Origin of the sequence: Streptococcus dentapri (assembly GCF_042649885.1) — a bacterium.
Lineage (GTDB): Bacteria > Bacillota > Bacilli > Lactobacillales > Streptococcaceae > Streptococcus > Streptococcus dentapri.
This window is the reverse complement of the sequence record NZ_JBHSAC010000027.1, coordinates 1-6,943: the sequence shown is the minus strand read 5'-3', so window position 1 is coordinate 6,943 and position 6,943 is coordinate 1. Positions and strand designations below refer to the sequence as shown.

7 protein-coding genes are annotated in these 6,943 nt (G+C 43.5%); all 7 read right to left on the bottom strand.

The window, feature by feature from the left end:
- Window positions 1-230: 230 nt before the first annotated feature.
- On the bottom strand, window positions 231-617 hold the full coding sequence (locus tag ACFOSE_RS03170) for a hypothetical protein (RefSeq protein WP_380430401.1): 387 nt from the start codon (window positions 615-617) through the stop codon (window positions 231-233).
- A 13-nt stretch (window positions 618-630) separates the two neighbouring features.
- Window positions 631-792 carry a hypothetical protein gene (locus ACFOSE_RS03165; RefSeq protein ID WP_380430398.1) on the bottom strand — a complete coding sequence of 54 codons (162 nt, stop codon included), beginning with the start codon at window positions 790-792 and terminating at the stop codon, window positions 631-633.
- A 52-nt stretch (window positions 793-844) separates the two neighbouring features.
- Window positions 845-1,831 (bottom strand): hypothetical protein, encoded by a 987-nt coding sequence (locus tag ACFOSE_RS03160; protein WP_380430395.1) that lies wholly within the window; start codon window positions 1,829-1,831, stop codon window positions 845-847.
- Entirely contained in the window at window positions 1,785-2,744 is a 960-nt protein-coding gene (locus ACFOSE_RS03155) for a hypothetical protein (RefSeq protein ID WP_380430393.1), read from the bottom strand. Before ACFOSE_RS03155 ends, ACFOSE_RS03160 begins: the two co-directional genes overlap by 47 nt.
- 11 nt (window positions 2,745-2,755) lie before the next feature.
- The gene (locus ACFOSE_RS03150) at window positions 2,756-4,837 is read right to left on the bottom strand and encodes a hypothetical protein (RefSeq protein WP_380430390.1); all 2,082 of its coding nucleotides are present in this window, start codon (window positions 4,835-4,837) and stop codon (window positions 2,756-2,758) included.
- A gap of 41 nt (window positions 4,838-4,878) precedes the next feature.
- Entirely contained in the window at window positions 4,879-5,289 is a 411-nt protein-coding gene (locus tag ACFOSE_RS03145; protein WP_380430388.1) for a hypothetical protein, read from the bottom strand.
- Between the two features lie 16 nt (window positions 5,290-5,305).
- Window positions 5,306-6,943: FtsK/SpoIIIE domain-containing protein (locus tag ACFOSE_RS03140; RefSeq protein WP_380430385.1), on the bottom strand; the 1,638-nt coding region annotated here is incomplete at its 5' end.

Sequence of the window (6,943 nt, the reverse complement as noted above, 5' to 3'; positions counted from 1 at the left end):
GCCGTGCGGGCCGTGCGAGCGCTCATGCAAATCCAGCATAACATAATCGTCACTGCCGCGCAAGCCCAAGGGAACGGCCATCGCACCTAGGCCGACTGCTCTTTTTCGAACTCAAGTATGATGGTGATCAACTGACCCCATTTTTCGACAGTGAATAATATCAAAAAAGAGAAGACCAGCTTGGTCCTCTCAAAATCTAACAGCTTTATGGATGACTGAGGTTTTAAATATTAGCTGTTAGCTGCACGGTGCTCAGCATCAGTCTGGGGCTCACTGGCAGTATCGCCAGGGGTAAAGTATTTATCGCTGTCATTACTTCCACCTTCAATCTTGACAGTATCCAGACTCGGCATAGCCCCAATTTTGTTAGCTAAATCCTGATCCATATTTTTAAAAGACTCCCCCAAATTGACAAGGAAGGTATCAAAGTCATTCACTACTTGGACAATGTTGGTGGCTGTAGTTTTAATTTCATCTACTACTGATACCAACTTTTCTTTGGAATCATCACTTATAATATCTTGCTTGGTCGCAAGATCTTGAACAGACATGTCATTTATATTTTTAACAACGGTATCTGTTAAGGAAGTCGTATTAACATTTATTTGGTCTCCCATATTCTATTCCTTTCTAATTGCGCGGATGGGTCTGATTCCATAATTGGTAATCACTATAACTTTTTTCCTGTATTTTCTCTCCTGTCTGAAGAAGGCCGCTAAGGGCAAGCAAGGCGGTTAAGAGGAGGGCAAGCACCAGTCTGACCAACTTATAAGAAAGTAAGCGTTTCATCATAAGGGAACCTCCTAATTGCCCACTAGGTTATTAACCTTTCTCGTATGTTCTTTTAGGTCCTTGGATGGTCTTTGCGCCATTGCATATACTCCTCATAACTCTTAATCTGAGTCTTTTCTCCAGTAGAATAATCTGTTTCATACAGCTCCACAACATCCTGGCCCTGAGGTGCAAACCAGTGCATGATGGTGTCGTACCATGTGGCATCGGACATCATCTCTGGCCGGCGATACAAGGCAGCGCCTCTATTAAAGGCAGCTGTCAGCTCAGGCGCTTCCTTAGCGATATTTAAACCAGAGAGACCCTTAGCTTTGCCATAGTCATCATTGATACTATAACCAGAAAGACTTAAGTTAAATTTTTCCGTTTTATCCCACAGTCCGGTAGGACTAGGGATTGTCTTCTCCGCTACTTCCGCCTTTGACTCAGAAACGAGCTTTCCTGTATCAATCCTATAGTATTTACTGTATAAGTCCGCATTATCATAGTGTCCTCTTTGCTTGCCAAGTAAAATCTCTATATAATCATGCCCCTTGTAAGTTCTGAGAGTAGTCCTTACCACAGCGTCCTTGATATGATATTTTTTCAAGACGCCAATCACATCCAGCTTTTCAGACTTAAGCTGGGGATCATTGAGGTCATAGAGATAGACATAAAAGTGTTCCCCTGGATCGATTTTATACTCATTGGCATTGCGGTCTGTCCGCGTTTTTCGGCTCGTTTCCATGAGGTGATCCTGGCTAATCTGAGCGTTGGATGATTTATTAATCTTTTTAGGTTCCACCAGAACCAGCTCTTTATTCTGATCATATAGCTGCACTGACTTGATATTTTCTGGCTTTTCTTCAAAGCGCCAGGCGAACTTGGGATCAAAGATCCTAACGTATTGCTTAAACAAGAAGACGCCACTAAAGGCTAAGAAAGTCAGCAAGAGGAGGGCAAGCACCAGTCTGACCAGCTTATAAGAAAGTAAGCGTTTCATTGTTTCTGTTTTAACCGCCATAATCAATACCGTTTCCGTATTCCAATTTTGCGTCATCAGGATGGTCTTTGAGCCATTTGATCTGGTCCTCATAACTCTTAATCTGAGTCCTTTCACCAGTAAAATAATCTGTTTCATACAGCTCCACAACATTCTGGCCTTGAGGCGCAAACCAATGCATGATAGTGTTGTACCATGTGGCATTGGACATCATCTCTGGCCGGCGGTACAAGGCAGCGCCTCTATTAAAGGCAGCTGTCAGCTCAGGCGCTTCCTTAGCGATATTTAAGCCAGAGAGCCCCTTGGCTTTGTCATAAGTGGCATTGAGAACATAATCAGAAGGAAGTAAATTAAATTTTTTCATTTTACCCGACAATCCATAGGGACTAGGAAGTAGCTTCGTCTCTTTCACCTCTAAATCAGATACGAGCTTCCCCGTATCGATACTATAATATTTTCGATACGAGTTATAAGGTCCTAATTGCTTATCAATTAACAATTCTAAATAATCCTGCCCCTTGTCCGTTCTGAGATAGACGTTTGCCACCGTATTCTTGATATGATATTTTTGCAAGATGCCAATAACATCCAGTTTTTTCACCTTGCGCTGGGGATCATTGAGGTTATAGAGATAGACATAAAAGTGTTCCCCTGGATCAATTTTATACTCATTGGCATTGCGGTCTGTCCGCGTTTTCCAACTCGTTTCTATGAGGTAATTTTGACTAACCTGAACATTAGGTGCATTACTGATATCTTTAGGTTCCACAATAACCAAGGCCTTGTCCTGAGAATACAGTTTTACCGATTTAATATTTTCTTGCTCTTCTTCAAACCGCCAGGCGAACGTGGGATCAAAGATCCTAACGTATTGCTGGAACAAAAAGACACCACTAAAGGCTAAGAAGGCCAGCAAGAGGAGGGCGAGCACCAGTCTGACCAACTTATAAGAAAGTAAGCGTTTCATCATAATGGAACCTCCTAATTGCCCACTAGATCGTCAAATCTCTGCCTATTGTCGTCGATATAATTCGCTTGAAAATCAGAATCAGACAATCCGTAGTCAGTGCTATTTTCCTGAATTTCTTTAAGTGCCTTCCACAGCTCTTCTTCAGAAACGCCGCTTTTACCGCCGATGGACTGCTGGCTTTCCCCAGCCAACATGGCACTGACCTCTTTACTCATGCCCTCGCTCTCAGCGATTTTTTCATCATAAGTATCTAAGATAGCTTGATCATATTTTGTATAAATGTAAGTCCGCAGGCCATTTTGTTCCATATCGTAGCTCTGCAGGCTGGCCTGAAGGTCAAAGGCCATCGCATAATTGGCCTTATCATGACCTGTCACTGAGCTATCAATATAGGTACCGCCTGTGTCAAAGAGGGAGTTGTCGAGGTCTGCTCTGGCGGCTTGCTCCTGCTGGCTCAGATCAGACATATTCTCGACAAAGTCGAAGACCGCCTCGGCACCGCCTGCCGCATCATCCAAGAGCTCTGGATATTTCTTGCCAAAAACGCTGGCGCCGAGGTCGTTGCCGCTGCCAACATAAGTGCTCAGGTTGCCGTCTTCGGTATTGTCCACAATCGCCGAGACCGCACCTATAGCTGTCCCCAAACCGGGAACGATCTTATCGCCGACCATCACGGCTCCCTTCTTAAAGAGGTCTTGGACAGAATCCGCCTGCTGTTTGTGTAAATCATCCAGCTCAGCGGCTGCCTTATCCCCTTTAGCAATCGTACCTGAGGTCTCATAGGAAACATCAAATGATTCTTCAGCTCCCAGCTCAGCACCTGAGCCAGTCACGTAGGATTTCCTGGTCCATGAAAAGCTGCCGTTATCATTTTGTTCTAAGCCTGTTACCTTAGAGATATATTCCATATAAGCTTCTTGAGAATAACCTTTTCCAATGTCTCCAATGTAAACCGATTCAAACAGGGCATTGAGATTTCCCATATTTTGGAGGTTTTGATTGATTTCTGCCAGCTTACCGCTGGCTTGGAGCTCTTCCATTTTCTTCGCGTAGGCTTCATGCTCTTCTTGAGTCGTCCCAAAATCCGGCATCATAGCAACAGCGCCTGAAGTGGTGACGGCCGCTAGGCGGACGCCTGAGGTGGAGAGTTTTTCCATGTAGGTTTTGACCTTTTCTTGATCCTGCTTTGATAGGGAGCCAAAAAAAGCATTCAATTTATCAACATCGGCGGCTTCTCCATCATAGACATTCTCATAAAAACGGCCATAGACCATATCCATCATCCCTTGGCTGACATGGGTAGCGTCTACCTTTCCTAGGCGGCGAAAGAAGCTTTCGCCGCCACTGCCTTCATACATGAGAACATCGAGCATCTCATCATCGCCAGTGTCCGAAATGAGATAGATTACATCCATATTGGCCTCTGTCAGCTTGCCATCTGCCAGCCATTTGACAAAATAAGCCGTGTCTGCCTTTGAGATATTGGACGCACGAGTTAGCGCACCTTTGACTTCTGCCACATCCCCACTGGCAGTATCCAGGCCAGGAACAAAGGTCGTTTTGGCGTCAATCAGATTATCGTGCTTGTCCTGATATTTCTTAGCATGATCTGTTAGGGTTTCTTGAGCATTACTCACGATGGAAGACGTTGTGACATCGCCGATGTCTTTGGAAACTGGGTCTTCTGCCATAACATCTGACGCCTTGCTAAAGGCTTTATCGAGGGCTTCTCCCTTCTCACTGATGCTATTATATCTTTGTACCGTCAGCCATGTCTTGATATTAGAAATATCCCCATTATCTGTATAGACAATAGTTGAAAAACCTTCGTCCGTCAGAGCCCCGGCATAATCCGATACGGTAGTACCAAAGTTCTGTAAAACCATGGGGTAGGTCGAAAATACTTGATCAGACAAAGTATTTAACTCCTCTAAAAATTTGGTCAATGCCGCACTGGCTTGATCCTTTGTTTTTAGCTGAAAAGTCTGATAAGCTGACTCTGTCTCATCTCGGAAATTATTTGAAGCTGATTGGGCAGATCCTGCCAAAGTATCAATATCACTAATATTATCGACTTTTACTTGCTCTGTCATTTCTATCCTCCTTTTTCCTCTGCTTCATTCTAACAAAGTGTTCACCACAGTCCTGTCGTATCTCCAAGCCAATCGACACCTTTTTCAACTGATCCAGTTGGATCTTTCACGGCGTCAGCTGCGGCATCAGCTGCTCGAGAAGCTGCCAAGCTCTTCTCCGTAGTGCTCTGTAACGACTCTAAGGCAGTTAAGTTATCATTGATATCCTCAATAACTTGCGTTTGCTTATTTTTTAGTTTTTTACTGATACTGCTGATAGCTTCTTGATCAGATTTGTAGTAATCATCATATTTATCCCCTCTAACATTATCACCATCAGCATTGTTATAAGTGTTCTTCACTGCTGTCTTACAACCCTCGACCGTTTTCTTGACAGCTTCCAGTTTTTTTATCTTAGCCTTAATCTTAGCCAGTTTAGCTTCCAAATCTGCAGTGAGGCTTGATTTTCCCATTGATTATTTCCTTTCTTTAGTAAAATGGCAATTGTAGTTTTGAGAGTTGACCATTGACAACCCAATAATACTCCTGATCTTTTAGGGGCTGTTCTTTCAGCGGCCTGTTTATTGGATTCACAATAGGTTGGTCCTGAATACGGTAACCAATCAAGCTCTGTTTAGTTTTCTTGATGATTCTTGAAGCTGTATCCGTAAAGCGAGTCAGGTAATCAGGACGGCTGATTACAATATTAGCCAAACCGACTCTAGAGCCACTCTCAAATAATTTAGCGATAGATTCCTGATGTTGAGCCTTCTTGAGACTACCTATAATCTCCGTATAATTATACCAAATAATGATATGTGTCAATTTCCGATGATTCGTTTTGAGCCTTGAAGTAACCTGACGCCCTAAGGCCTCAACCATCTCAGCTTGACTTTCCTGATTATCATAAACCCTGATATTATCATCTTCGATTTCCAAATAACTGCTCTCAGAAATCACAAAGGTAAGCTGAATTCCCTGTGATTTGGCTTCTTGATTGATCAGTTCGATCAATTGTAAGGCATCACTCTCCTTCTCATAGAGGTAGAGCAATGATCCTTTTTTAGGATCCCAACTGCGGCTGGTCACCGTTTCTTTGTCTAAACCTAGCGGCAATTGACCTGAAGCCAAGGCCTTCTGAACGCTTGGGTAGTTGGTGCGGAAAGCCTTGAGGGTCAATACATCTGGTAACATTGGAATCTCTGCTGGACGTTTACCCGTCCAGTAATCAGACATTTCCTGCCCCTTATCTCGCAGGCGATTGATATAATCAATCTCAGATTCCGATTGAATAGGCAGTCCTAGCTGAATATTGACCGCTTCATCTAGCTTGATCAGACCGCGCCCCTTGATATCTTCTATCTGAGCATAAGGTGTCCTTCCGACAACATTGATGACATCGGTCATATCATTTTGCCTCAAGGTCAGCTGTGTTTTGAAGTTACTGTAGAGCGTGACTCTAATGTTGGCTTGTCTCATAGACGTCATAATCATATGAATGCCGACATTAATACCTTCGCGAGAAATACGGATAAATAGTTTTTGCATAGATTCTTCATATTCCTCTCCTCGGATGGTTTCATAGGAATCCGTGAGGATAACGATGGTGGGGAGTTTTTTCCCAGTAAGTGTCTCATATTGACTGACATTTCCGACCCCTTGCTCAGCTAGCAGAGATTGGCGGCTATTTAAGATCCCTGTCATAACTCGTAAGAATTTGAGCAGTTTCTCAGACTGATCTAATGTGATCCAGTCCGCGACATGGGGTAGCTGAGAGAGAGGGGCCAAACCATTGGTCCCAAAATCTAGCAGATAGAAATTCAGATTATCTGGAGAATGGTGCTGGGCCAACTCTAAAGCGGATGTGTGAAGGAAGGTAGTTTTCCCAGTACCAACACTACCATACAGAAAAATATGGCCTTCTTTTGTTAGATTAATACTAATTAGTTTTTGTTCTTGTCTATTTGGGAAATCTCCCATACCTAATGTCAATACCAGATCTTTTCTCTGCTTAGATGCCCAAGCTTTTCGAAAATCTGTCGGGGATATCTCTTCAAGATAAATCCTCTCTTTCAGCGGCGGCAGCCAAGGCTGGGCCAGCTGGGTGATCTGTCTGTCTTTGGCTAC

Bases quoted from the DNA above. Each gene is read 5' to 3' on its own strand.
- ACFOSE_RS03170 (WP_380430401.1), bottom strand. From the start codon at position 617: ATGGGAGACCAAATAAATGTTAATACGACTTCCTTAACAGATACCGTT.
- ACFOSE_RS03165 (WP_380430398.1), bottom strand. From the start codon at position 792: ATGATGAAACGCTTACTTTCTTATAAGTTGGTCAGACTGGTGCTTGCC.
- ACFOSE_RS03160 (WP_380430395.1), bottom strand. From the start codon at position 1,831: ATGACGCAAAATTGGAATACGGAAACGGTATTGATTATGGCGGTTAAA.
- ACFOSE_RS03155 (WP_380430393.1), bottom strand. From the start codon at position 2,744: ATGATGAAACGCTTACTTTCTTATAAGTTGGTCAGACTGGTGCTCGCC.
- ACFOSE_RS03150 (WP_380430390.1), bottom strand. From the start codon at position 4,837: ATGACAGAGCAAGTAAAAGTCGATAATATTAGTGATATTGATACTTTG.
- ACFOSE_RS03145 (WP_380430388.1), bottom strand. From the start codon at position 5,289: ATGGGAAAATCAAGCCTCACTGCAGATTTGGAAGCTAAACTGGCTAAG.